The sequence below is a fragment of the Rhizobium sp. LCM 4573 genome (assembly GCF_001854865.1).
Classification (GTDB): domain Bacteria; phylum Pseudomonadota; class Alphaproteobacteria; order Rhizobiales; family Rhizobiaceae; genus Neorhizobium.
The window spans coordinates 27,812-52,993 of record NZ_MDDW01000003.1; the positions used below are offsets into that span (position 1 = coordinate 27,812).

At 57.7% G+C, this 25,182-nt stretch carries 19 protein-coding genes; 11 read left to right on the forward strand and 8 right to left on the reverse strand.

The window, feature by feature from the left end:
- Positions 1 to 63 precede the first annotated feature (63 nt).
- The 5 genes from LCM4573_RS07010 to LCM4573_RS07030 all read left to right on the forward strand — a co-directional run bounded on the left by LCM4573_RS07010 (position 64) and on the right by LCM4573_RS07030 (position 9,076).
- Complete coding sequence (locus LCM4573_RS07010) at positions 64 to 5,040, forward strand: AAA family ATPase (protein ID WP_071005562.1); 4,977 nt, start codon at positions 64 to 66, stop codon at positions 5,038 to 5,040.
- On the forward strand, positions 5,030 to 6,523 hold the full coding sequence (locus LCM4573_RS07015; RefSeq protein ID WP_071005563.1) for a response regulator: 1,494 nt from the start codon (positions 5,030 to 5,032) through the stop codon (positions 6,521 to 6,523). The genes LCM4573_RS07010 and LCM4573_RS07015 overlap by 11 nt, the downstream gene beginning before the upstream one ends.
- The gene (locus LCM4573_RS07020) at positions 6,504 to 7,154 is read left to right on the forward strand and encodes a response regulator transcription factor (protein WP_071005564.1); all 651 of its coding nucleotides are present in this window, start codon (positions 6,504 to 6,506) and stop codon (positions 7,152 to 7,154) included. The genes LCM4573_RS07015 and LCM4573_RS07020 overlap by 20 nt, the downstream gene beginning before the upstream one ends.
- Positions 7,155 to 7,391: 237 nt before the next feature.
- Complete coding sequence (locus LCM4573_RS07025; protein WP_071005565.1) at positions 7,392 to 8,150, forward strand: AraC family transcriptional regulator; 759 nt, start codon at positions 7,392 to 7,394, stop codon at positions 8,148 to 8,150.
- Positions 8,147 to 9,076 (forward strand): AraC family transcriptional regulator, encoded by a 930-nt coding sequence (locus LCM4573_RS07030; RefSeq protein WP_071005566.1) that lies wholly within the window; start codon positions 8,147 to 8,149, stop codon positions 9,074 to 9,076. The genes LCM4573_RS07025 and LCM4573_RS07030 overlap by 4 nt, the downstream gene beginning before the upstream one ends.
- A 7-nt stretch (positions 9,077 to 9,083) precedes the next feature.
- Here LCM4573_RS07030 and LCM4573_RS07035 read toward each other — a convergent pair whose 3' ends face one another.
- Entirely contained in the window at positions 9,084 to 10,037 is a 954-nt protein-coding gene (locus LCM4573_RS07035) for a LysR family transcriptional regulator (RefSeq protein ID WP_338012574.1), read from the reverse strand.
- A gap of 493 nt (positions 10,038 to 10,530) precedes the next feature.
- Between LCM4573_RS07035 and LCM4573_RS07040 the strand changes: the two genes are divergently transcribed.
- The 3 genes from LCM4573_RS07040 to LCM4573_RS07050 all read left to right on the forward strand — a co-directional run bounded on the left by LCM4573_RS07040 (position 10,531) and on the right by LCM4573_RS07050 (position 13,196).
- Complete coding sequence (locus tag LCM4573_RS07040; RefSeq protein WP_244505257.1) at positions 10,531 to 12,111, forward strand: sensor histidine kinase; 1,581 nt, start codon at positions 10,531 to 10,533, stop codon at positions 12,109 to 12,111.
- Entirely contained in the window at positions 12,108 to 12,764 is a 657-nt protein-coding gene (locus LCM4573_RS07045) for a response regulator transcription factor (protein ID WP_071005568.1), read from the forward strand. Before LCM4573_RS07040 ends, LCM4573_RS07045 begins: the two co-directional genes overlap by 4 nt.
- A 63-nt stretch (positions 12,765 to 12,827) precedes the next feature.
- The gene (locus LCM4573_RS07050; protein WP_071005569.1) at positions 12,828 to 13,196 is read left to right on the forward strand and encodes a response regulator transcription factor; all 369 of its coding nucleotides are present in this window, start codon (positions 12,828 to 12,830) and stop codon (positions 13,194 to 13,196) included.
- 611 nt (positions 13,197 to 13,807) lie between these two features.
- On the opposite strand, the gene LCM4573_RS07055 is transcribed toward LCM4573_RS07050, so the two are convergent.
- Positions 13,808 to 15,190 carry an NAD(P)/FAD-dependent oxidoreductase gene (locus tag LCM4573_RS07055; RefSeq protein ID WP_071005570.1) on the reverse strand — a complete coding sequence of 461 codons (1,383 nt, stop codon included), beginning with the start codon at positions 15,188 to 15,190 and terminating at the stop codon, positions 13,808 to 13,810.
- 244 nt (positions 15,191 to 15,434) lie between these two features.
- Between LCM4573_RS07055 and LCM4573_RS07060 the strand changes: the two genes are divergently transcribed.
- Positions 15,435 to 15,698, forward strand: a complete 264-nt coding sequence (locus tag LCM4573_RS07060; protein ID WP_071005571.1) for a hypothetical protein — start codon at positions 15,435 to 15,437, stop codon at positions 15,696 to 15,698.
- Positions 15,699 to 16,403: 705 nt separating this feature from the next.
- Here the strand turns inward: LCM4573_RS07060 and LCM4573_RS07065 are convergent.
- The 6 genes from LCM4573_RS07065 to LCM4573_RS07095 form a co-directional block, all read right to left on the reverse strand.
- Positions 16,404 to 17,849, reverse strand: a complete 1,446-nt coding sequence (locus LCM4573_RS07065) for a catalase (protein ID WP_071005572.1) — start codon at positions 17,847 to 17,849, stop codon at positions 16,404 to 16,406.
- A 252-nt stretch (positions 17,850 to 18,101) separates the two neighbouring features.
- Positions 18,102 to 18,482, reverse strand: coding sequence for a cytochrome c family protein (locus tag LCM4573_RS07070; RefSeq protein ID WP_244505258.1), 381 nt, complete (start codon positions 18,480 to 18,482; stop codon positions 18,102 to 18,104).
- A 64-nt stretch (positions 18,483 to 18,546) separates the two neighbouring features.
- On the reverse strand, positions 18,547 to 20,709 hold the full coding sequence (locus LCM4573_RS07075) for a xanthine dehydrogenase family protein molybdopterin-binding subunit (RefSeq protein WP_071005573.1): 2,163 nt from the start codon (positions 20,707 to 20,709) through the stop codon (positions 18,547 to 18,549).
- Entirely contained in the window at positions 20,706 to 21,188 is a 483-nt protein-coding gene (locus LCM4573_RS07080) for a (2Fe-2S)-binding protein (RefSeq protein ID WP_071005574.1), read from the reverse strand. The genes LCM4573_RS07075 and LCM4573_RS07080 overlap by 4 nt, the downstream gene beginning before the upstream one ends.
- Before the next feature lie 752 nt (positions 21,189 to 21,940).
- Positions 21,941 to 22,303, reverse strand: coding sequence for a hypothetical protein (locus LCM4573_RS07090; protein WP_071005576.1), 363 nt, complete (start codon positions 22,301 to 22,303; stop codon positions 21,941 to 21,943).
- Positions 22,304 to 22,703: 400 nt separating this feature from the next.
- A complete protein-coding gene (locus LCM4573_RS07095; RefSeq protein ID WP_338012575.1) occupies positions 22,704 to 23,468 on the reverse strand; it encodes a competence protein CoiA family protein in 765 nt (254 codons plus the stop codon).
- 739 nt (positions 23,469 to 24,207) lie between these two features.
- On the opposite strand from LCM4573_RS07095, the gene LCM4573_RS07105 reads away from it, so the two are divergent.
- Entirely contained in the window at positions 24,208 to 24,519 is a 312-nt protein-coding gene (locus LCM4573_RS07105; protein ID WP_131818945.1) for a hypothetical protein, read from the forward strand.
- Between the two features lie 301 nt (positions 24,520 to 24,820).
- A complete protein-coding gene (locus LCM4573_RS07110; RefSeq protein ID WP_131818946.1) occupies positions 24,821 to 25,177 on the forward strand; it encodes a hypothetical protein in 357 nt (118 codons plus the stop codon).
- Positions 25,178 to 25,182: the final 5 nt, after the last annotated feature.

Sequence of the window (25,182 nt, forward strand, 5' to 3'; positions counted from 1 at the left end):
CGTGAGCAAATATCTATCGAGTTCAGAGACGTCGCCCTCGCGTCGTTATCGGGATCGCTTCGCATGGAGAATTTCGGCTTAGAGCCTGGCTACGATCTAACGGTCCTTCGGGCCGATGGTTTTTCGCACCTGGTCCGGTTCAGCTTCCCCGATGGTCGCACCAATCTTGGTATCTTGTCCGCCAAGCCGGGACCGCTCACTCCCGCGCAGCAGCGCGAAGCTGAAAACGAACTTCTGCTGGCAGAACAGATCGAAGTAGCAGGTGGGGCCAGGGCACTGAATGCGATCACTGCCGAGGGTCGAAAGGGAATTCTCCTTCAAGACCTGGGTGGCCTCCCGATCGAGCAGACATGGACTGCCGGAGGTCCGCTCAGGGAATATCTTCTTCTATCCATTTCAATCTGTGAAGCACTGTCGCGCGTCCACGATGCGGGTCTCGTACACGGCGACATCCGTCCAGCGAACATAATGGTCGACGAACGGAAAAAGGTTTACTTCACCGGGTTCGGATCGGCCTTCCGAGCCTCGCAGCGTCCCCTGCCCGGCGGCAGAGATACGTTTACGATTAGCCGCCTGCCCTATGTCTCACCCGAACTCACCGGAAGGCTTGATCGCCGCCCGGATTTCCGTAGCGACCTGTACTCGCTGGGCATCACGCTCTACGAACTCCTTACGGGCAAACTTCCGTTTGCCGCGCATACGCCCGCGGAATGGCTTCACAGTCATCTTGCCCGTCCGCCGCTTCCTCCCGGACGCTGGGCGACAAACATACCGAGTGCCGTGGCATCGATACTTCTGAAGCTCCTGTCGAAAGCAGCGGAGGAGAGATACCAAACGGTGGAAGGGCTAAAAGCCGATCTCGATTATTGCCTGACAGAGATCACAAGGCATGGAAGGATCGAGCTTTTCGAACTTGGCTCCCAAGACGCCCGCGGTACGTTGGCCATCCCCGATCAGTTATATGGCCGGGAGCCTGAACTTCTGCGACTGACCCAAGCGTTCGAGAGGGTAGCGCTCACGGGGAAAACGGAACTAGCCCTGGTGTCCGGTTTCTCCGGCATTGGAAAGTCGTCCCTCGTCAGAGCGTTTCAGCGCAGGCTCGATCCCGAAGTCGGCCTTTATGCCGAAGGGAAGTTCGACCAAATCAACCACCACGTTCCGCTTGCCACCCTCGTTCAGGCCTTCCGCGGCCTGATCTCTCATTTGCCATCCCGTTACCATCTCGGTGGCAATACCCTTGGAAACCTTATCAAGGCAGCGGTTGGACCGAACGGCCGACTTATCACGTCGTTGATCCCAGAGCTTGAGCCGATAATCGGCGTCCAGCCAGACTTGCCCAACCTGCCTCCTAACGAGGCTCAGAACCGGTTCCAGTATGTGCTATCCCGGTTCGCCGGAGCGTTTTCTCATCTCGGTCACCCGCTTGTGCTTTTCCTGGACGATCTCCAGTGGATCGACGGCGCAACACTTGATTTCCTCAGGAGGACGCTTCGGACGCAATCAATCCGAAACACTCTCCTCATTGGCGCTTTCCGAAGCAACGAGGTGCCGCCGGGTCATCCTTTGCGGGAGTGGCTCGATGAAATCGATCAACCGGATTCAATGGTCTCGACAGTGCAACTCGCGCCCTTGTCGGGCCCTGATGTAGTTCAGCTCGTATCCGACAGTCTCGGTGTGAACCACGAGGAGGCGCATCCTCTAGCCGAGATGATAGGAGAGAAGGCCGGAGGGAACCCTCTCTTCACAACCCAGCTTCTTGCGGCCCTGGTGCAGGATGGAAAGGTGTCGTTCGACCAGCAGTCAGGGCAGTGGACATGGCGGCGCGAGGATATCGAACAGACTTCATCCGGGGACCTGTCCGATCTGATCTCCTCGAAAATCAGGAAACTGTCTTCCCCAACGCGCGAGATGCTCACTACTATGGCGCTGCTCGGCAGCACGGTGTGCCGTCAGCTGCTGCACATTGCGACAGRCCTGCCGGAAGACACGTTCGAGGCAGGACTGGATGAGGCCGTTGATGCCAGCCTGATCCTCAAACGCGATCAAGGCGTCATGTTCGTCCACGACCGGGTTCAGGAAGCAGCCTACCTCGTTCCCACCGATGAAAGTCGTCGGCGACTCCATCTCGACGTAGCAAGACGAATGGTTTCGAGGTTACCGTCGGATGAAATGCAGAGCCGCATCTTCACGGTTGCTGAACAATACAACCGCGCGATCGATCTTGTAGACGACGCTAGCGAGCGGATGCGCATCGCCCAGTTCAACCTAGCGGCTGGACGCAGGGCGGAGGAGACTTCGGCGTTCGAAACCGCGTTGACCTATCTGAAAGCCGGCGCGGAAGTTGCAGCAACGCTGCCCGCCGAAGCCGTGAACGACTTGCTCATTGAATTTGAGATCGGCATGGCCGACTGCGAATTCGTTTTGGGTGACGGAGCGAGAGCAGAACAAAGATTGAGTTCACTCAGACGACAGAATTTGAATCGCGAGGCGCTGGCGCGCGTTACCTGGTCCCAGATCACCCTTTATACGGCCATCGGTCAGCTCGCGCTCGCCATTGACCTTTGCCTGGACTACTTGCGGCACGAAGGCATTCACTGGGATGCAAATCCAACCTGGGAAACCGTTCAAGAGGAATTCCGGCCTATAGCGGAGGAAATACGGGAACGCGCAATCGAAACGCGCCTCGAGCTTCCTCTACAATCGTCGACGCAGGTCCCGATCCTTGATGTCCTCGGTGCCGTGCTCCCGCCTGCCTTCTTCAGCGATCAGAATCTCGTGTGTCTCGTTCTCTGCCGGATGGCGAACATCAGCCGGGAACGTGGAAACTCTCCGGCATCACCTCTTGGTTACGCCTACCTTGGGATGGTGCTTGGACCGATGTTCGGAGATTATGCGGCAGGTTATCGCTTCGGAAAACTGGCGCTCCAGATGGCTCAAGAGCCGGCGTTCGCACGCTTCCGCGGCCGTGTTTCGATGACCTTCGCCTATCACGTGCTCCCCTATTCCGAACCGATACGGTCGGGACGTGAACTTCACCGACAGGCACTAGCGGTATCGCAGGAGTCCGGCGATCTGACTTATGCCGGCTTTTGCACCTGCACGACAATCAGCAACATGCTGCTAGCGGGGGATCAACTCGGGGTGATCGAGCGCCGGGCCAGCTCCGGACTCGATTTCGTCCGGCAGATCAATTTCGGGCTGATCGCGGATATTATCACGAGCCAGACAATGCTCGTCAGAAGCTTGCAGGGGCTGACTTTCTCTCTGGAGACTTTCGATGATGGGGATTTCGACGAGGTAGCGTTCGAAACTCGCCTGGACACCACGCCCGGCCTGGAAATCGCCGCTTGCTGGCACTGGATCAGGAAGATGCAAGCAGCTGTCTACGCGGCCGACTTCCACGCCGCAGTCCGGTACGGGGAGAAAGCCGAGCCGCTCTTATGGACTACTGCCGGACATCTCGAATGGGTCGAATACACGTTCTACAAATACCTCGCGTTGTCGCAAACCTTGGCGCTTTCCGGACAATCGGATTTAACAAAGCTGCGTGAATACGGTGAAAGGCTGCGCACCTGGAGCGATAATAGTTCCGATAATTTTGGCGCTCACGCGGCTTTGGCCACAGCAGAACTGGCGCGACTGGAAGGCCGCCATATGGACGCCCTGAAGCACTACGAGGATGCGATCTCCGCGGCAGGAGAAAGCCAGTTTCCCCACATCGAAGCCTTGTCGCACGAATTGGCCGCGAGCTTTGCGGAAACTCTCAATATGGCAACAATGGCTCAAGCCCATCGGGAGAGAGCCTACGCCGCCTATCGGCGCTGGGGAGCAAACGGAAAGCTCAGAGACCTCGAGGTTAAATACCCACACCTTCCGAGCACCTACGCCGTTTCCTTCACTCCGACGACCGATGCCGTTCCCCGGGAGTTGGACATCCAATCCGTCGTGCGTTCCTCGGCGAGCGTTGCAGGCGAAGTCGTCCAGTCAAAGATGGTCCGGACGCTGTTGTCGGTCGCCCTCGAGAACGCCGGGGCTCAGCGAGCACTACTAGTGTTGCCGAAACAGCAAAGCTTTTGGACGGAAGCGGAAGCGGTGGCCGATGGCGAGGTGATCGACGTGAGGTTCCGGCGTGAGCCGTTAAAGGACAGCGATGCACCGGCACGGAAACTGCGTGATGCCTTTCGGCACCAGGAACCGGTCGTCCTCGATGGCAACGAACTCCCAAAAGACAGTGACGCCAACGAAAACAGCTTCACGAGCGGTCTCGCCGTGCCTCTCGTGGCCCGGGGAAAATCCGTCGGCATACTCCTTCTCGAGAATAGGCTGAATGAGCACGCATTTTCGCCGGCGCGCATCGCGGTCCTGAAACTTATCGCAGCACAAGCCGCCATTTCCCTGGAAAATGCCTCACTCGACGAGAAGGAATCTCTTCTTCGGGAGGTGCACCATCGGGTGAAAAACAACCTCCAGCTTATCAGCAGTCTCCTGAACCTCCAGGCTTCGCGCGTGGGGGACGCCAAGGTCGCGGAACTCTTCCAGGACAGCCGGAACAGGGTACGCTCGATGGCATTGGTTCATGAGAACCTCTATCGGGCCGGAAACTTCGCCCGCATCTCGATGGCAAACCATCTGAAGACTCTCTGCGCACACCTCATGCGCGCCTACGGCACCCGGGAGAAGTCTATCGCATTGAACGTGAACGTCGATGAGGTGGACCTCGATCTGGACAGCGCCGTGTCATGTGGATTGATCGTCAACGAACTCGTCTCGAATGCGCTCAAACACGCCTTTCCGAACGCCCCGGCAGGAGCAGTTAGCGTGGCATTGTCAGCGCGCCAGCCGACGGTCTATGAACTCGTTGTCGAGGACGACGGTGTAGGCCTAACTAGCTGGGAGAACACCGAGACGCTTGGCCTACAACTGGTGAAAGACCTCGTCGACCAGCTCCGGGGAGAGATGAGGACCGAAACTGGCGTGGGAACAAAATTCCAGATTACATTCAGAACAAATTCAGGCCTGAGGACAGCGAGTGAACCGTAAGTCTATTCTCGTCGTGGAAGACGACCGAGTTGTATCCCGTGACATCCAACTCCAGCTTCGAAATATAGGCTACGATGTCGCCGGTGCTGCAGTCACCGGCGAGGACGCGATCGCCATGGCGACGTCCTTGAAGCCAGACCTCGTACTGATGGACATCAGGCTCGAGGGCGATATGGACGGCATACAGGCCGCTACGACGATCCGGCATCAGCTCCGTGTGCCGGTCGTTTATCTAACAGCCTATGCTGACGACGAAACCGTTAAGCGCGCAGGGGATTCGGAACCCTTCGGCTACCTTCTCAAGCCGTTCGAAGAGACGCAACTCAGAGCTGCCATCGAAATGGCTTTGTATAAGCACGCCGCGGAGAAGCGTCTGCATGAAAGCGAACGACGGTACGCGACAACCCTTTCGAGTATCGGTGACGCCGTGATCGCGACCGATTCCGCTGGCCTCATCACGTTCATGAACCCGATCGCCGAGGGGTTGACGAAGTGGAAAATGGCCGAGGCGATCGGAAAGCCAGTCGTCGAGGTATTCCGGATCATCAATGAAGACAGCCGCCAGACTGTTGAAGACCCGGTAGCAAAGGTGCTGCGCCTTGGCACGATCGTAGGTTTGGCAAACCACACTCTCCTGATTGCTAAAGACGGTGCCGAAATCCATATCGACGACAGCGGTGCACCGATCATCGACGACCATGGGGAAATCTCCGGGGCTGTACTCGTCTTCCGGGATATCGGTCACCGAAAGCAGATGGATGATGCTCTGCGCCAGGCCCAAGCCGACCTAGCGCTTGTCGGAAGGCTCACGAGACTGGGGGAACTCGCCGCCTCGATCGCTCACGAGGTTAACCAGCCGCTGACCGCGATCGTTTCCAACGCGGAAACGTGCCTGCGTTATCTCGAACAGGCAAAGGCCGCAGCAGAACGGATGTCGCAGAACAGCCACCGTGCGGGCGAAGTGGTTAGAAGCATACGCAGCCTTGCTGGGAACGCCCCCGATAAGTTCGTGGAGATCGACTTGAACCAAGTCGTCTTGGAGGTGGTAGGTCTCCTTCGAGGCGAGATACGCCGGCACGGTGCGAACGTGGAAACACTACTGACGCCGGTGCCGCAACTCGTCCACGGGGACCGCGTCCAACTCCAGCAGGTCGTCTTGAATCTGGTCATGAACGCTCTCGAGGCGATGTCGGCGGCGGCGGTACCGGTCAAGAAAATCACCATCGGCTCGCGCCGTTCAGATGCGAATGGAGTAGAGCTTTTCGTGTCGGATACCGGACCGGGTCTCGGACCGGTGGACCCTGAACGAGTATTCGATGCCATGTTCACGACCAAGAGAGAGGGAATGGGGTTGGGCCTGTCGATCTGCCGCTCTATCATCGAGGCTCATGGAGGGACTATCATGGCAGACATCATCCACTCCGACCCCGGAGCAACCTTTCGTTTAAGCCTCCCGGTCGCAGATGAAAAACGAGCCAAGTAGCCACACAAACCAGTCGCGCTCCGTATATATCGTCGACGACGACGAAGATATCCGGATAGCCCTCGAAGCCCTACTCGACTCAGTCGGTTTCAACGTGACAACCTTCAACTCGGCCGAGGAGTTCCTGAGCAAGGTGGCCCTGGACAAGCCGGGTTGTCTGGTACTGGACGTCAGGTTGACCGGGCAGAGCGGTATCGCGTTGCAAAACCACCTGAACCGTCTGGGAAACGAGCTGCCAATCATTTTCATCAGCGGCCATGGAGATATCCCCATGGCTGTGAAGGCAATTAAGGCAGGAGCTGCGGAGTTCCTGACCAAGCCGGTCCGCCCGCAAGACCTGATTGACGCCATCCATGCCGCGCTCGAAAGCGATTCCCGCCGACGAGCCCGGCAAATGATGGCAAACGCGTCGAGGCGGCTATACGACGCCCTGACCCCACGCGAGAAAGATGTCATGTCCCTTATCGTCGTTGGCCACGGAAACAAGCAGGCGGCGCATCTGCTGGGGATCAGCGAACCCACGGTAAAAGCGCATAGGGGGCAGGTTATGAAGAAGTTGAAACTTCAGTCCCTTCCCGAATTGGTGCGGTTCGCGCAGGAGCTTGATTACGGGCCAGATCGCGAGCCCTGACGCCCTACCCCCTCCAATGGTAGGGGGTAACCCTTCTCCCCGTCCAATAGATTCACGGTCCGCTCCTGACGTATCGTCCTGCTGCGTCGCAGTATAGGGGTGAAGGGACCGATGTCGTCCGAGCACGGATTGCAAATAGAGAGGTATGTCGGAGCAACAAGGACGTCCCGCCGTCTATCCGGAAGCTCTGCCGGCTTCACCGCCGTGCGCCTCGTATCCGAAGGACTCGGAGACGAGATGACCGCACCGATACCCGTTGAGAATACTTACATCGTCAGCCTGCAACTTCAGCGGATCGGACGCCATGAACTCTGGAAGGGCGGGAAGTTCTCGAACGCCCTACCCTACGAGAAAGACTCCGTCAGCATCGTCAGCCTGGCCGAGGAACCACGGATTTTCCTCCCCGACCCCTTCGACTGTCTCCAGCTTCACCTGAGCGATTCCGCCCTCGGAGCGTTCGCCGAAGACAATCATCAACGTCGGACAACAGGGTTCGAGGTGAACCCGGGCGAGATAAATGAGGTGCTGTCAAACCTGGGAAACGCCCTGCTGCCTGCTCTTGCCGGCTCGAATATCGCATCGGGTCTCTTCATAGATCAGGTCATCTTCGGCATGCTCAACGAACTGACGACCCGTTACGGCACGCGGGAGCGGTCTCGCCATGATGACGTGAACCTTTCGCCACTGCAGCTCAAAATCGCGCAGGAGATGTTGGTATCCGAGAACGGCGGTGAGACGGCTCTCGTCGATCTGGCCCGCGAATGCAAAATTCCGGTATCCAGCTTCGCCGGAGCCTTCAGGGCGGCGACCGGGTTGAGCCCGGCTCAGTGGATTCGCCGCTATCGCATTGATCTGGCCCAGGACCTGCTTCTTACGACGGGTCTTGCCCTCAGGGACATAGCCGCCCGATGCGGATTCGCCGATCAGGGCCACCTGACCAAGGCCTTTAGCGCGAGCGTCGGAATGACGCCAAGTGTCTGGAGAAGAAATAGATGAGCTACGACCGGAAGCATTCGCGCCCGGCAACTGGGGCGCAAATAGCCAGCCTTTTCGGCATCCCCGACTATCAGACGCTAAAGACCTCCTCCCTCAGAACCTCGCAGATCACAGTCACTAGACTGTGGACCGACGAAGGAACGAAGGAGATGACGGCCGCCATACCAGTGGAGAAGGCATCCGTAGTCAGCTTCCAGCTGAAGACTCTTCGGCACCACGAATTGTGGAAATTCGATCGGCTCGTCTATTCCGGTGGCTTCGAAAAGGACACCATCAGTATGGTTCATCTCGAAGAGGAGCCGAGGGCGCATCTTCCTACCAGCTACGATTGCCTTCAATTTCATATACCCGATCTTGTATTGGGCGAACTTTGCGAACAGGAGGACCTTCCGGCGTTCCAAGGTCTCGAAGGGAGTGAAGCGCGGGTCGACCCGGTTGCTGCGCACCTCTGCCGCTCGCTGCTTCCAGCCCTTGAGAATCCGGAGAGCGCCGGACGATTGTTCTTCGATCATGTCGGCATCGCTCTTGCCGCGTATCTGCTCGACAACTACCGGGGCGGCTCCCGCCCGCTGGCTCAATCAAGCGAACTATCGCGTTCGCAGATGAACAAGATCGAAGAATATCTACTCACCGATCTGACGAAGGATCACACGCTGGAATCTATCGCAGCAATCTGCGGAATGCCGGTTAGCACCTTTGCCAAAGCGTTCCGGCAGACTAACGGAATGGCCGTGCACCAATGGCTACGGAGACGCCGCACTGAAAGGGCGGCTCGCCTCCTGGCCGAGTCGGATGAGAGCATTGCCAGCATCGCCTACGACTGTGGCTTTACCGATCAAGCTCATCTCACGCGCATATTCACCAATCTCTACGGGGCAACTCCTGGAGCCTACCGTTCGCAGATGTCGCCCCGCAAGCGAGCGTGAGGGCGGATCACACCTGGCCGATTGCTGCTCCTCGTGGCAGAGCCGTTTCGAACAAAGACGATGYCCAGTCAACGAACGCGCGCACGACGGGCGAGAGGTGGCGTGAGGTCGGATAAAGTATCGAAATCGGAGTAGCCGGCGGACGGAAATCCGGAAGCAACTCGACGAGAAGACCGTCTTCCAAATAGGGCTGAACGATATAGTCAGCCAGTCTTACAACACCATGATGGCGAAGGCCGAGGGCAAGATAGGCGGAAGTCTCATTCACTGTCACCGCTCCGTCAACGGGTACGGTTTCCATTTCCTCGCCACTGCCATAGGCCCACTTCTCAGCAGCACCGTCACCATGGAAATAGCCGATCAGCTGATGTGCCCTGAGGTCGCTCGGTGTCTGCGGCGCAGGATTAGAGGCGAGATATTGCGGGGTGGCACAGGTGACCCAATGAAAGCCGCCGATACGTCTTCCCACCAGCGCCGAATCCGTCAACTGGCCGGTCCTGATCGCGCAGTCGACACCTTCCTGTACGAGGTCCAGCCGCCTATCATTTGCTCCGATCGCAAGCCGTATGCCGGGGTGACGGTTCCTGAAAACGTCCAACGCGGGAAGGACGACCGAAGTCGCGATAGACACTGGCATATCAACCCGGAGCCGGCCCTGGAGAGAGGTCGGGTCCCTGCGCAAGCTCGCCTCTACAGCACCTATGTCCTGCAGGATGCGAAGGCATTCACGGTAATATGCCTCTCCGTCGGCCGTAAGACTGAGATTTCTCGTGGTTCGTTGAAGTAATCGCACGCCAAGATGTTTCTCGAGCCGATTCAAAGCCATCGTTACCGAGGAACGGGGGGATGACAAGGTCGAAGCAGCCTTGGAAAGGCTCCCCGCCTCCACTACGCGGACGAATACCTCCATTGTCTTCAGCCGATCCACGGGTCGCAGTCTCCTTCCGTTCGAAGGTATCATCTAAGGATACACGGTGGCGTCTTCAATCTACGTGCCGGTCAGGTAGGGTGATGGTTTTTCGCTCGTTACAAATGCGAATACACCTACAAAACTATCCTCTCACCAAACTCGAGTATAATTCAAAGAGCGCGGGAGCAATGATAGCTTCTTCTCGTCCGTAGCGAAGTTGTCCTCCCCTGGCGTAGCGGACCACGCGTTATCGCGTGATACTCGCTTCGGTGTCCCCCCTCCCCCCGAAGCGCCGCGGACATAAGTCCGCCGAGGCCGCCTCTCCGCCAGAGGCGGCCTCGCCCCCTCCGAGGAGGACGCGGATTAGAGGCCTACCCGTCCGCAGTCACTTATGCTCGAGTATAATCCTACTGCTCTTCTCTCGTGTGATAGGTTTCGAACCGTTCGGGTCATGCTCGAGGGATGTAGTCCGCCCACATTGGGCACTATCTCGCCGTCGGGTTGCCTCACGGAACATCTTGTCCATGACTACAGGGGTACTTGGGTGGCATCAAACAGCTGGTTGAAAGAGGGAGTCGCCACGAGGGAGTTCGTTCATGACGCTCCCGGAGTGGCACTTGCGTTCATTCTGGTTGGAGTGGTTTTTTACATAGACGCGTTTACGACTATCGAAAGCGCGATAGCCGTCCTCTACGTCATAGCACTCCTCCTTGCAGCTCCACTGCTCACTCGTTCCGGCACGGTGCTGTTGGCGAGCATATGCGGCATGCTTTCATTCGCTGCCTTTGCCATCGGACATGCGGAAAGCATCGATGTGGCAAGCACGCTCAGGCTCGTCGTGTCTTTGGCTGCCCTCTCTATCACTAGTGCTCTGATCCTTRGGAACGATGCCGCCCACAATCAGCTTCTCGCGGCAAACAGCGCCCTTTCCGAAAGCGAAACGCGATATCGGTCTATTTTCGAGCAGAGCCGCGTCGCCCTCTGGGAACGTGATTACTCACTCGTTCGGGATTTCCTCATTTCTTTGAAAGCGGACGGAATCCGCGACTTCCGCACATATGCCCTGGCCAATCCGGATATAATGGCGGACGCGGTGTCTCGGATAAGAACGATCGCTGCCAACGAAGCTGCGCGAGAGCTTCTCGGACTTCCTCCGGAGGAAGACCTCCCGGTCTCTCTAACTTCCTACCTGTCGACGGACACGGAATCGATGCTTGAGATGCTCGACTGCATCTTCAGCGGTCGAAACAGGTTCGAAGGTAAATGCTATATCGTTGCACGCGATGGCACCGAACGCGAGGTCCTACTCAGTCTACGGTTTCCTGATGATCCCGGTGCATTCCGGCGTATCGCCGTCGGCATGCTCGACATCACGCAGCGCGAGAAGACCCAGCGTGCATTACGGGACGCGCAGGCAGAATTGGCGAACGCCGCTCGAGCCGCGACTGTCGGAGCGATGTCTGCTTCGCTCGCCCACGAGTTGAACCAGCCGCTCGGCGCTATCGTGGTCAACGCTCAGACGATGATCCGGTGGCTCGACAAGGAACCTCCCGACCTGGGTGCGGCGAGACGCTCCGCCGAACGGATGATCCGGGACAGCCAGCGGGCCAGTGACATCATTCTAAACGCCCGCAACCTCATAAAGCAGGAAGCGCGAACGTTCGAGGATGTATCGGTACCCGAGCTTGTAGAGGAAACACGCGCCTTGATGGATCACGACCTCCAGCGCGAAAACGTTCTACTGATCGTCGATGTGGAGAAGGGACTCCCGACCGTCCACGCAGTCCGCATTGAGCTCCAGCAAGTCCTGATAAACCTCATCGCCAATGGCATTCAGTCGATCGCCACAGTGCCAGGTGGGGACCGCCTGATCCATGTTTCGTTGGCCAGAAAGTCCGACGACACGCTCGCGCTCAAGGTCCGGGACTCCGGTCCTGGGATCGCGGACGCTGTCATGGACAAGCTGTTTGCGCCATTCTTCACCACGAAGGCAATGGGCATGGGGATGGGTCTCTCCATTTGCCGGACCACCATGGAGGCGATCGGGGGCAGCCTGACGGCAGCGAACCACCCCTTGCGAGGGGCCATCTTCGAGATGACAATTCCCATCAAGGCAATCCAATGAGCTTGCAGAAGACAACGGCCACGGCAATTCCCGTTCCGACTGTTCATATCGTTGAGGACGACGAAGCGTTTAGAGAATCACTGACCGATCTGTTCCGATCCGTGTCGATCGCCGTTGCGAGCTATCCGAACACCTCGGAGTTTCTTCGCCAGGCTGGAAACTTTGCCCTCGGCTGCCTTCTGCTCGATGTCCGCCTCCCCGGGATCAACGGCCTCGATTTTCAAGCCGAGCTCGAGCGGGCCGGGAACCGCCTGCCGATTATCTTTATGACCGGCTACGGCGATATCCCGATGAGCGTGAGGGCGATGAAGGCCGGAGCACYGGATTTCCTGACGAAGCCGTTCCGAGACCAGGACGTGTTGGATGYGGTCAACGCGGCGTTCCAGGTCAGCGCGTCACGCCAAAAACAGTCGGAGGCGATGCAGCTACTCGACGGGAGGTACAGGAGCCTTACCGAGCGGGAGCGCGAGGTGATACATGAGGTCGTCAAAGGCCTGATGAACAAGCAGATCGCGTATAACCTTGGCATCAGCGAAATCACGGTAAAAATCCACCGGGGTAACGCTATGCGGAAAATGGAAGCGAAATCGGTCGCCGAACTCGTAAAACAGTTCGAGACGCTGTCGTCCTATCGGACTCACACTGACGTATGATACCCCCGACAGGGCTTTCGGGGTACGGTCAGTAATCGAAACAACCCACGAAAGCCCAGTGCCGTGCCGCAGACATCTACCATTGCCATCGTTGACGACGATGACGCCATTCGCGAAGCTCTCGACAGCCTTGTGCAGTCATGCGGGTATGAAAGCCGCCTCTTCACTTCCGCCGAGGATTTTTTGGCCCATCAGGATAGGGCGACAATCGATTGCATGTTGTTGGATGTCAAAATGCCGGGGCTCAGCGGCCTCGAACTGCAGGATCGGCTTAACCAGCAGCCATCCAAACCGCCAATCATTTTCATGACGTCGTATCGCGATGAGAAAACGAGAAGCGTTGCTTTGGATGGAGGCGCGTTGGCGTTCCTGGCGAAACCGGTGGAAGTCGCCTGCCTGATCCATTTCATCGAGCTCGCGTTAAAACGTTAAATTGAGGCGGTGCCTGCTGCGAGCCGGCATCGCAACTGGTCCAAGYGCCAGAGACGGAGTTGATGCCTACGCTTCTGCCCATCTTATGCGACTTTGCACCGTCCGGACTCTGTGGAAAATGAAAACGAGCAACAACGGCACGTGATGCAGGCCACGCTCCGAGAAAATGGCCCCCGCAAGCGAGGGCCATGAAAACTCGGGCTATGCCAAGTTGCCGCGCGTTTACACCGCGCTTAGGATACCCGAGAAGTGTTCTCAGGCGTCCGGTTGAGACTGTGGACTCACTAGCCACCCCGAAGATTGCCTCAATCCAATCATGCTTCAAGGGTTTTCAGCTATTTTTGCTGCAATCTTAAAAGGCATGATCGCCTGACGCCAATACACCCCTGATCGACCTAGAAAATGCCGTTGTGTAGTGCACGCCCTACCTCCTAAAGGGACAACGCGCCGGCACGTTCTGCTGCATCCAAAACGTTCGAACGATAGCGCCCTCATACTAGGATAGAGCACCGTGGCGGGCGGCCAGGGCCATGGAGAACTCCGGAGCATTGCATTGTCGGTACGGAAGCAATCCGGACCGCCGCAGGATGCTGCACCTGAAAACCTCCAACTTAAATAGGCGATCGGACGTTTGCGAATAGCATATTAAGTCCCTCGGAAATCGTGGGATGAGCGAAGATGCAATCCCTCAGGGAGGTGTATGGAAGTTTGCCGATCATGGCCATCTGCACAACGCTCATGACGTCGCCGGCATTAACACCCAACATACTGAAGCCGAGGATTTCGTCGTTTTGCGCCGCGATGATCGCCTTCATGAAACCGCCCCGTCGCGATAAGGTTCGAGCACGCGGAATAACGTCCATCGGCAACCTTGCGACGCGGTGGTCCACCCCTTTCCTACGCGCCTCATCTTCGCCGAGGCCGATACGAGCGAATTCAGGGTCTATGAATACGCAATAGGGTATGGTCCTGTCTGACGTTCGCCGCGGACCGCCGTACAGGTCGCTCTTGACGATCCGGTAGTCGTCGAGCGACGCATGGGTGAACATCGGAGTGCCCGCAACCTCACCCATTGCCCAGATTCCCGTCGCCGTCGTCCGTAGACGATCGTCCACCTTAATAAATCCTCGGTCATCCATTTCGACGCCGGCGAGCTCTAGTCCCATGTTCTCCGTACGCGGCTTACGGCCGGTTGCCACCAGCAGGTGTGTACCATCGAACGTACTGCCATCAGCCGCGGTTAGGGTCACTGCCTCGCCGGACTTCCCGCTTACCTGGGATACATTGCAACCAAGCGCGATCTTGATGCCCTCGTCCTCCATCGTCTTCAAAATCGCCGCCGCAACGTCAGCGTCTTCTCGGGGCAGCAGACGCGGACCGCGCTCGATGAGCGTGACGTCTGCCCCCAATCTTTTGAAGGCCTGCCCAAGTTCAAGGGCTATGAACCCGCCGCCGAGGATCAACAGCTTTCGCACAGGTCCGGTAAGCCTCAGCGCCTCTACGTGCGTCAGGGGGTCAGCTTCCTGTAGCCCGGGGATTTCGGGGATATCCGCGACGGTGCCGAGATTGAGGAAAATCCGGTCAGCCGTTAGTTGGCGTGACCCGCCAACTTCCGTGACTTCGATAGTCCGGGGTGCAACAAACCTACCCCAACCGATCACGAGTTCCAGGCCACTAGCGTCGAAACCTGACTGGTTTGTTTTCACCATCTCAGCCACGACATTGCCGGTGCGGGCGGCAACGATGCTCATATCCGGCCCCACCGCTGATCCCGGCATTCCAAATTGCGCGGATGCGGTAAGAAGGTGCGCGATTTCAGCGCTCCTGATTAAGGTCTTGCTTGGAATGCAAGCGACGTTGATGCATGACCCGCCAATCATGCCGGCCTCGATCATCGCCACTCGTTTTCCTGCTCGCGCCTCGTCCATTGCAAGCGTCTTTCCAGCCTTGCCGCCCCCGAAAACGATCAGATCGTATTTTTCAACCACGTCCATAGGTCACTCCTCATGCGTTTATCCCGCACGAATACCCACGCATTTCGGGAGCGTATTGAACGCTATCTTCGTACGTTGTTCCCGCCCGTCGCGGCGGAACCCTACAGCAGGGTGTGAAGCGTTAAACCTAAGCGTTAGGTGGCAGACCGTGCGTCTAATACCGGGACAGGTCGCTCCCCCGTATCTTTTCCTCACCGACATAGAGCGGTTCACGAAACTCCCGAACAACGGAAAGGAATACGAAATGTCCCTCAAACTCATCGCACTCACCACGACCATCGCCACTATCGCAGCCGTTGCAGTCACGGCTCCGCAAGCTTTCGCACTCGAACCGATTCAGGGGAGCATCACGTACGGCGGGCAGCAGGCTACCCGTCTCACGAAGGCTCCAATCGGCAGTGTTGTCCCCCACGATTTCTATTCGAACGGCGAACACTACCGCGAGACCTACGTCATTGCTCCTGACCGGAGCTTGTCTCTCGTCTCCCGCGTTCGCTCCAACAACTAAAGCGACAAAACCGGAGATGGCTGCGTCGGCATCCATGGCCACGAACGCAGCCAATTTCCCGCCGCTACAGCGCATCTCAGGGCCAGGTCGCCTCGGCTGATCCATAGTCTCGAACGAGACCTGCCCGCCGCTTCAGATTGAGGAAACACGATGCCGGACTTTTACAGAAAAGTAGTCGCTGCAGCAGGGATATCACTTTCCCTTTTCCCCGGCCTCGCATCGGCCGACCTGCTCAACCTCGCGTTCCCCGAACGCATCCCGACGCCAATCGCGCGTGACCGGGGCGACCCTACGGGCCACGGCAGGTCCACCCAAAGTCGATCACTTCATGGGAAGAAAAAGGAAGGCCACAGCCGTCAGCCGCGGACGACCAAGCCTCGTTGATCGTACCAGTTGGAAACTCCACGCCCTATCGGGCCCGATCTCTACTCTTGTTTCTGGATACAGTCATGATCAGCAAGCGCAAGGCAACCGTTCGCCAGCTGCCCAATCTTTCAAACGTCCTGGCCACCTATACTTTGCTTCTGGGGCTTTGCGCGGTGGCCGCCACTTTAAGCCATATGCCGTGATCGCGAGCGCTTGGTTTGGCGGAACCTCAACACGGCTGCGGTGAAGCCCCGAAGCTCCGGCCTTCGCGAGGTATTCCGAGACGACCAATCGCCGTCTCGGAGCGCTCGCCGCTTACGTCGCTCAAGCGGAGCTGGACTAAAGCAAACCGACAGCCTTCGCCACGCCGGCTCCGTACTCTGGATCGGCGCGTCGGCAATTTTCGATATGACGCCGTATAACCTCCTCGCTCGCCCCGTCGATCGCGCGTGCCGTGTTTTCGAACAGAACCTGTTTCTGGGAAGGCGTCATCATACGGAAGAGGTTACCCGGCTGCGAGTAGTAGTCCTCGTCGACGCGATGGTCCCAATGTGCCGCGGGACCGTCGATGGGAAGCGGCGGCTCCGAGAAATCGGGTTGATCCCGCCACTCCCCTGCGCTGTTCGGAAAATACGAAGGTGTTCTGCCGAGGTTGCCGTCCACTCTCATCTGTCCATCGCGGTGGTAGCTGTGTACCGGGCATTGCGCGGCGTTGACGGGGATGTGGTTGAAGTTGACCCCGAGGCGGTAGCGTTGAGTGTCCGCGTAGGAAAACAGGCGGGCCTGCAACATCTTATCGGGCGAGAAGCCGATACCCGGCACGACATTCGCCGGCGAAAATGYCGCCTGCTCGACTTCCGCGAAGAAATTTTCAGGGTTCCGGTTCAACTCCATCACACCGACTTCGATCAACGGGTAGTCAGCGTGAGGCCAGACCTTGGTCAGATCGAATGGGTTCAGATGATAGCTCGCCGCGTCCGCCTCCGGCATCATCTGCACATACATCGTCCACCGCGGGAAGTCTCCGCTTTCGATGCTGTAGAAGAGGTCCCGCTGGTTGCTTTCCCTGTCCTTCGCGATGACGGCCTCAGCCTCCTCGTCCGTCAGGTTTTCGATGCCCTGCTGCGTCTTGAAGGTGAACTTCACCCAGAACCGTTCATTCTCCGCATTGATGAAGCTGAAAGTATGGCTACCGAAGCCGTGCATATGCCTGAAGCTCCGCGGGATACCGCGGTCGCTCATCACGATGGTGACTTGATGAAGCGCTTCCGGGAGCAACGACCAGAAATCCCAGTTGTTGTGGGCGCTCCGCATCCCGGTTCGAGGATCGCGCTTGATGGCATGGTTTAGGTCGGGGAAGCGCAACGGGTCCCGGAAAAAGAACACGGGCGTGTTGTTACCGACGAGGTCCCAATTGCCCTGTTCGGTGTAGAATTTCATCGCGAAGCCACGGATATCGCGCTCGGCATCCGCTGCGCCGCGCTCTCCGGCGACGGTTGAGAAGCGCACGAACATCGGCGTCTTCTTGCCGACTTCGGAGAAAAGCCTCGCGCGGGTGTACCGGGTGATGTCTTGTGTGACGGTAAAGGTCCCATAAGCACCCGCGCCCTTGGCATGCATTCGGCGCTCCGGGATGACCTCGCGATCGAAGTGCGCCAGCTTTTCGATCAGCCAGACATCCTGCAGAAGCGCTGGACCGCGGGGGCCTGCGGTCTGGATATTGAGGTTGTCGACGACCGGTGTCCCGGAAGCGGTGGTGAGTGGTTTCTTCTTTTCATCGTTCATTTAAATTTGCTCCGTCTTGGGAAGTCCCGAAATTCCCGACGCTCGCCCCAGCCGTCTTGTATGGCACCAGGAATCGTTGAAAGGTGGCGGCCCCTTTCCAATCCGAAGGTGCTCGCGTACCCGCCCCAGACAGCCGACCCGCCACGCCGGTCCACGACCGGAAAACCCTTCTAGTGGCCGATCAAGCGGTAAAGCGGTGCAAGGCGTCGTTAAAGTTTTCGAATGCGTTCGTCGGCGCGGCGGCGAGAGCCGTCACTGTCCCTCGGTCAAGGACTTGAGATACAAAATCACGCTCTGTCGGTCGTCCGGCTTAGGAACGCTGAGTGTCATCTTTGTCCCCGGTATCAGCTTCCGCGGATTCTGAAGGAAGCTGTCCAGAGTCTGCTCGTCCCAGACCAGGGTCGAGGATGCGAGACCCGGAGAATAATTGTATCCGGCAGCTTTCCCGGCGGTCTTTCCCACGATCCCAGCGAGTCCAGGTCCCGTCTTGTTCTGATCGGACGGGGCGTGGCAAGCAGCGCACCGTTTGAATACTTTCTCTCCCTGTTCCAGACTGCTTTCTGCCAGCGCGGAAGACAGGTTAGCCGGAAGGGCCATGATCGTGATCAGGGCAAACTTGGAAAAGCGATGCAATGTAGCCTCCTTGGCTGCGCCAATCGTCACACTCGATGCGGTGCTAGGTGACGTTCGGAATTGATTACGGCTTGAGAAGTTCGGGGGTGACCGGAAGCTGTCGGACCCGCTTCCCTGTCGCGGCGTAGACTGCGTTAACGACGGCCGGCCCTATACCTGAGGTGCCGGATTCCCCGACGCCGAAGGGCTTGTCACCGCTACCAATCAGATGCACCGTCACACGTGGCGCTTCGTCCATTCTGACCGCCGCATAGGTGTCGAAGTTGCCCTGGTCGACACGTCCGTCGGTGAAGGTTATCTCCCCGTACAGAGCCGCTGAGAGCCCAAAAATCGCGCCGCCCTGTATCTGGGCTTTGACGGTGTCGGGATTGATGATTTTTCCGCAATCGACCACCGAGGTGACCTTGGAAACTCTCACCGCCCCGGTTTTATCCACGGTGGCCTCGGYGATGTGAACGAGGATCGTGCCGCCAAAGTCCTGCAGGAGGGAGATGCCTCGTCCAGTGCCGGCGGGTAGCGGAGTACCCCAACCGGATTCTTCTGCGGCCTTATCCAACACTGCGAGCGCCCGGGGGTTGTTCTTTACGTGCTCGCGCCGGAACTCTAGCGGGTCTTTCCCGGCGAGAGCCGCGAGTTCATCGACGAAACCTTCGACGATGAAGACATTGTGCGTGGTGCCCACTCCCCGCCAGAATCCCGTTTGGAACGAGTGATCCTCGTAACGAACGTAGTCGACGTGAATATCCGAGAGTTCATAGGGCCCTGTCGCGCTGGTCACAGCATCGGGATCAAGACCGTTCTGCACGGCGATCGGCAGCCACCGTGCCAGGGGCGACGGACCGACGACGCGGTGAAGCCAGCTTGTGATATGGCCTTCGCTATCGAGGCTAGCCTTCAGTCGGTTGAAGTAGGCGGGCCGATAGAAGTCATGTTGAGTATCCTCTTCGCGGCTCCAGATTACCTTGACGGGATAATCCACCTGCCTCGCAATCAGAACCGCCTGTGTGACGTTATCGGCCTCGGCCCGTCGACCGAACGAGCCCCCGAGGTACTGGTTATGGATTTCGACGCGGTCTAGCGGCAGGCCCGCAGCGGCGGCAGCCGCTTTTTGCGCCCGCGTTGCGGCTTGGGTTCCGAGCCAGACATCACACCTGCCATCGTGGATGTGTGCCGTGCAGTTCAACGGCTCCATGGGCGCGTGCGCCAAGATCGGTAACCGGTAGTCCGCCTCGAGACGACGCTCTGCCCGTGAAAACACGCCCGCGACGTCGCCCTTCTGCACAGCGACGACTCCATCGCCGTCCGCGGCATTCTCGAGGTTGGCCATGTGTTGAGCTGTCGAGAACTGGCCATTCGGCCCGTCATCCCATGTCACCACAAGCGCATCCAGCCCCTTCTTTGCCGCGGCCCAGTGATCCGCGATGACGGCAACGGCATCATGAATGCTTATTACATCGCGCACGCCCGCTGTTTTCCGCGTGGCGCTATCGTCAACACTAGCGACCCGCCCTCCAAGCACTGGCGATGCGATAACCGCGGCGATTTTCATGCCGGGTAAATCGACGTCGATCCCATATTGCGTTGTGCCCGCCACCTTTTCCGGTGCGTCCAGCCGCTTCTGCGGCGTACCAATTAATTTGTACGACGAAGGGTCTTTGAGGATGACCTGTTGGGGCACGGGCATCGTTGCGGCGTCCGCGGCAAGGTCACCATAAGCGATGCGTCGAGCAGACTTGCCGTGTATCACAAAACCACTGTCAGCATGACAATCGGTCGCGTCTACGCCCCATCGCGCCGCCGCGGCGGAGATCAGCATCATGCGAGCAGCGGCACCTGCCTGCCGCATGGGGTCCCATGCAGCCCGCATCGAAAGCGATCCGTCCGTTTCCTGCGCTCCCATAATCGGATGCGCGTACACTGTGTCGTTGGCTGGTGCGTGCTCCAGTTGGACGGCGTCCAGACCGACCTCGAGTTCCTCCGCGATCAACATTGGAACGGAGGTGTACGTGCCCTGCCCCATCTCCACGTACGGCATCGTAAGGATAATTGTGCCGTCCGTCTCAATTCTGATGAATGCATTCGGGACGAAGGTCTGTTTGACAGCCTCCTTCGCAGAAGCCGGGTCGAAGGAAACACCGATCAGAAGACCTCCTCCAGCCGCTGCACTGGCGAGGAGAAAGGAACGACGCGATAGCCCGGCCTGTGGCAGATCGGAGACGGGCTTCATTGTGCGTTCTCCATCGTCGTTGCATCGAGGTGAGCGGCATATTTGATCGCGTCGCGAATGCGGTTGTAGGTTCCGCAACGACACAGATTTCCCGACATCGCCGCGTCGATATCCTCATCCGTAGGATCAGGGCTTTCGGTCAGCAGTGCGGCTGCCGACATCATCTGACCAGGTTGGCAATAGCCGCATTGAACAACCTCGAGATCGAGCCACGCCTTCTGAATACGACGTCCGGGGTCCGTGGTCGCCAAGCCTTCTATCGTGGCTATCTCGGATGCCCCGACGCTGTCGATCGGCGTCTGGCAAGCTCTCGTCGCGACACCATCGATATGCACGGTGCAGCAACCGCAGAGACCCACGCCGCACCCGAACTTGGTGCCTTTGAAACCGAGGATGTCACGCAAAGCCCAAAGCAGCGGCGTGTCGCCGTCCGCTTCCACGGTCATGCTGCGACCATTGATGTTGAGGTTGTAGGCCATTCGTCCTTCTTCCCTATTTGACAGCCAGCACGACCGCTCTCGGGAGTCAGCGGTCTCTTGCAAAACCGGGTTGGTAGCGTTGGGAGGAGACATAGCGAGCTCGGCGCAGTGCTCCAACGCCGTCAGAATTGCCAACTGACGTCAATTTTCTTGAACAAAGGGGGGAAGCGTTGAAGGAGCGCCATTGAGACGATTTCTGTGGAGTGTGTGACGAAGGACCTGGTTCGACCGCAAAGTTGATGAAAGGGACGTTCAAACTGGCCTGGCGATGAGAGGCACGCCTGACCTTAGGCATCAGGCGATGGCGCGATCAGCGAGCCGGCGCTCGTGGGCCTTGTTGGGCGGCAAAGCCGAGACCTTTAAGCTGGGGACGCGTGAAGTGAGTCGGGATGCGCGATTGTTTGCCATGAGGCGATCGTTGATGCGCCGGCCGTTGATCAGGTTTACCATTCAGCAATAAGGTATCGAAAGGGGCCGCTCATGCTTGACCAACGAGACATAGAAGAATTCGAATCCATCTACATTGCTGGCATAATGGTCGCGATGGATGTCGGGAGCGTTCGGCGTGTCGCATTCATTCTGGAAGAATGGAGCGAATTCGTTGAGACATCTGGGCAGGCTCCGTGGGCTGATGTCTTCGCGGCCGCTAGAAATTGGCTCRCCAAAAGCGAAGAGTACGAGCATGTTCATGGTGAAGGCAGCCTGTTGAAGACCGATCATCCCATTCTTCGGAGGCTGAACGCCATTCGCGCTCAACGTGCCGGATATGGTGTCGCCGCTCGCGAGGATTCGTATGACAGTGCCCCCGATAGGTCTTCCTCGGTTTCAAACGCTTCCGTCCAAGAACCGGATACGAGAGCAGCATAACGCACAGTTGTCCGACCATCGGGCTTGAACAACGTCGCTCTAAACCATTGTTCTCTCTGAACCTCGCGTCGTTTATTGAGGATGCTCTCGACTACGAGCTTTATCTGAACATCAGCACTTACGCCCCATGCGGCGTTTTCATCACTGAAGGCTCCAAGGAACACACCCATGTGAGAGCGTGCTTCAAAGAAGGTGAAGCCCTCAATGATGATTTTCTTCGGGCCTTTGCTGATTACGATCTCTGTCATAAAATACCTCATGTTCGAACGAGGTGTTCGTATCAAGGCAGCGTAAACAACCTGCGAACGAACATGCGCCGAGATTGGCCGAAGACGACAGCTGTAAAAAAGAGGCCAAGGATAGTGGTGCGCAGACCTCAGGTCGGCCCATTAATATCGCCCCCCACCTCGAACTCCGTTTAATAGATTGCCCACACCGAAAGCGTGGGTGAGCTTGCTCATGTGGCTGACCACCGCGCAGTCGAGCGCCTCCCCAAGTCCTTCATTCAAGTACGTGGTTGTATCCCGAAGCCGATTCCCCTTCATCCTAGCGGCAACTGCTCTACAAATTCAGGCTTCGTCTTAGGGTTTGGGCTGAATGATTGGTGGATGTCACCCCGCCAACCTAATTTCTCTTGTGAGAGCTTGGTCAAAACCTCCACCGCCGGGCAACTTTCCTCGCACGATATGCTACCGGCAATGCAGATCGACGAGACCGAGGTGGCATGGGTCTAGCAAAACCGCGTATGGGAGTGCCGGAAAGGAAATGGTCGATGACACTCTGCTTGTAGACGGGCGTCGCGATGACGCGACCGCGGGGAAAGTAGGTCAGCCACCAGATCAATCCCGTGGAAGGCAGCCAAGGCGACGAAAAGTCCGCATCACCAAAATCTAGGTACACGGGGTGACTGCCTCCTCTCCAGCGTCCGATGATCGCCGACGTCTGATCCGACAGAAGCCATGCCCGCGCCTTCGTTTCGGCCGATGGAGCATGGGTCAGCGACTCCTGGAATGACGGCAGATCGCGTTTTAGCCGAGTGCCGTTCACGATCCACACCATGCGGCCGTAGAAGGCCTCGCGAGAGGCCCTCTCCTCGGGCGTGATAGCCGAATACTGGAACTCGAGGATGCTACCGCTCGCCGTTTTTACATCGGCTATGTGGACCTCGCCGTTGCATGCGGCATGCCTGATCTCCTGCCACTCCGCAGGAAACTGGTTCTTCCACCCGCGATGCCATTCGGTTTCGGGTTCCCACCAGTGGTCACAAGCGATGGTACTCTTATGAGCCCAATGGTGCAGTCGTCTGAGACCGCACTTGGGGATCATGGGCGATGAGCATCCGGGGCAAATCCCGCGAACGCCTGCCGTCGCCTCCACACGGATTCCTTCTACGAGGGCATATTTCATTGTCATCTCCAAACAGCCATGAGCCGCGCCAGAAACGACGCACGCTCGGTTCACAGGGGAAAATGGCGGGCGGCTTGGATACCGCTTGGAGATTCTTCGGGCAGTTTCGACTGCCTCGTGTTCTTAGCCGTCCGGTCCGCCTGGCGGCCAATCGAAGACTAGAGGCTTGTTCCCAAGAATGCAATGCGGCCAGGAACGAGCAGCCCGACCAGGCGGTCTTAGATTTCGATGCGTCACGTCTTTTACGCGGAGGTGATTAGCAATTGCCAGCTTTTGGGGACAGACCAGTTTATCCTAGCCCCCCCTGAGGTTGACTTCGATAGGTACGATAGCGATGTCTACGTGCCCCTGGACGACTTCGAGAGTTTTGAATGCCTCGGAGCAGACGATCTTCCGGGTTATGTTGCCGTGACGTTCTTCAAAATCATCGGCGGGCGAAAGCTTTGGTTACGTAGCTATCTTTATAGCCCGTCCGGGTACATCAGTGATTTTGCCACGCCATCCGAGGCGCTTCAGGCGGCGCGGGCGCACAGAGAGCATGATCCTAGTCGCGAGGGATGCTGTCGTTGGATTGGCATGCGGATGCGCGTGCTTCGGCTGCGACAGGCAGCTGATTGCCAGAAATGGCGGTGAAGTCTGCGCCCATTCCTTTGCGCACCGCCCGAAGGATATGATGGTTGACTGCTTTTCTGCCCGTTTGCGCCGGCTGTATTCTTCGGTGAACCTATTACTAGAGAGGTTCGGTATGTATCAGATAGCTATTGACAGAGTGTCAGGCGGATTGCGGGTGATGCGTTCCCTTCGAGAGATGGGTGACGTGTTCACACTTCGAAACATATTGGATCRCAACGAGGAGTTCTATCGGCAGAACGCCAACGAAGATCAGCTACGCGAATTCGAGGAAATCCAGTCAGCAGTGATGTCCATGACCGAGAAGGAAGCGCGCGAAGGTGTTGGAGCTTGCCTTGATTTGTTGCATCCGTCGGTGGTGAATGCTTACAACAGGCCTGTGCCAAGAATAGTTGCTATCGTAGACAAGCGCGGTGGACTTATTTAAGTACCTTGCCTGCCGCTAGGCCGCCCTTTGCTCATCGCCCAGAAGATAACGTCACGGACTGCGTGACGTCGGGTGAAACAGCCCGTCATGACCTCGAAGGCAGAGGCTATCCGCCAACAGAACAAAGGCCAGCTCGAGTTACTCGCAGCGACGCAGTCGTTGCTCATGGACACTTGGGCGATTCCCTTTGTCTTCCAGTGCAATGCTTAGAAGAACCATTCCGACAACGTTTGCGCCGGTCAGATAATAGGGCGATGCTTGGAGAGCCGGTCATTTGAAAGTCGGCTTTCAGGGAGCGCGTATGGTTTACAACGTCATGTCAAACTCTATACCCACGCCTTTTGATCTTCTCGTCAATTTCGAAGATTCTGGCAACGCGACATTCGTCTCCTACCTCTTTCAAGCGAAGTCCGAATGGCTGTCCAAAAACCTTTCACCTGAACAGAGGCTTAGGTGCGAAGCCATCCGCAAACGCCTCGAGGTGTGGCAAGAACAAGAGAGACAGGAAGGCCCCGGCGCAGCCTTGAATCTCAGTCATGAGAAAATGATGGCGGTGTTCAATGAGCGACGTTGGGTCAGAATGAAATTTGCCAATCAAATAGCAAATGCGGAACGCGTGGCATCACTACAACCCGGCGCGCCCGCAAACGCGACTTAGAAATC

Bases quoted from the DNA above. Each gene is read 5' to 3' on its own strand.
- LCM4573_RS07020 (WP_071005564.1), top strand. From the start codon at position 6,504: ATGAAAAACGAGCCAAGTAGCCACACAAACCAGTCGCGCTCCGTATAT.
- LCM4573_RS07025 (WP_071005565.1), top strand. From the start codon at position 7,392: ATGACCGCACCGATACCCGTTGAGAATACTTACATCGTCAGCCTGCAA.
- LCM4573_RS07030 (WP_071005566.1), top strand. From the start codon at position 8,147: ATGAGCTACGACCGGAAGCATTCGCGCCCGGCAACTGGGGCGCAAATA.
- LCM4573_RS07055 (WP_071005570.1), bottom strand. From the start codon at position 15,190: ATGGACGTGGTTGAAAAATACGATCTGATCGTTTTCGGGGGCGGCAAG.
- LCM4573_RS07060 (WP_071005571.1), top strand. From the start codon at position 15,435: ATGTCCCTCAAACTCATCGCACTCACCACGACCATCGCCACTATCGCA.
- LCM4573_RS07080 (WP_071005574.1), bottom strand. From the start codon at position 21,188: ATGGCCTACAACCTCAACATCAATGGTCGCAGCATGACCGTGGAAGCG.
- LCM4573_RS07090 (WP_071005576.1), bottom strand. From the start codon at position 22,303: ATGACAGAGATCGTAATCAGCAAAGGCCCGAAGAAAATCATCATTGAG.
- LCM4573_RS07095 (WP_338012575.1), bottom strand. From the start codon at position 23,468: ATGACAATGAAATATGCCCTCGTAGAAGGAATCCGTGTGGAGGCGACG.
- LCM4573_RS07110 (WP_131818946.1), top strand. From the start codon at position 24,821: ATGGTTTACAACGTCATGTCAAACTCTATACCCACGCCTTTTGATCTT.